Genomic DNA, 860 nt, shown 5'->3' on the forward strand with positions numbered 1-860 from the left:
GCCTGGTTTGACCTCAGAAATGACCGCAATCATGGCGCAATACGATATCCGTATTTTGGATATTGGTCAGGCCGTTATTCATGAGCATTTGACCTGGGGGATTTTGGTTGAGGTTCCTGGTGATAAAGAATCAAGTAGTGTGCTGAAGGACTTGTTGTTCCGTATGCACGAACTCGAGCAAGATGTGAGTTTCAAGCCTGTTAGCAAGGAAGAATACGCCCTGTGGGTGGAAGGCAAAGGTAAGGCTAGATACATCGTTACACTCTTATCACGATCTATCTCTGCGGAACAGATTTCTCATGTGTCTGCGATCACCGCTCGTCACGGTTTGAATATCGACAACATTACGCGATTGTCTGGTCGTCCCGCCGTTGAGCAGAGCATTGAACAAACTAAGGCATGCATTGAGTTTTCAGTGCGTGGCACGCCGCCTAACTTAGATGATTTGCGACAAGACTTCCTTGCTATCGGCAACGAGTTAGGTGTGGACATTGCGTTCCAAGAAGATTCAATCTTCCGTAGAAATCGTCGTTTAGTTGTCTTCGATATGGACTCGACTTTGATTCAAGCTGAAGTAATTGATGAGCTTGCGATCGAAGCGGGTGTTGGAGATCAAGTGGCTGAAATTACAGAATTTGCGATGCAGGGTAAACTTGATTTTAAAGAGAGCTTTGCTCGTCGAGTGGGTTTGCTTGAGGGTTTGAGCGAAGAAGTTCTCGAGAAAATCGCTGCACGTTTAAAATTGACCGAAGGTGCTGAAAAGCTAATTTCAACGCTTCGCAGTCTTGGATATAAAACCGCTATTTTGTCGGGCGGATTTACTTACTTTGCTAAAGGGCTTCAAGAAAAGCTTGGAATAG

Annotated in this window: 1 protein-coding gene; it reads left to right on the forward strand. The window is 45.2% G+C overall.

Going from position 1 to position 860, the window contains the following annotated elements; all coding sequences use genetic code 11:
- The coding region (serB, locus tag A3738_RS22960; RefSeq protein WP_068763882.1) for a phosphoserine phosphatase SerB at positions 1-860 on the forward strand (860 nt) is incomplete at both ends.

The sequence above is a fragment of the Oleiphilus sp. HI0066 genome, from assembly GCF_001635725.1.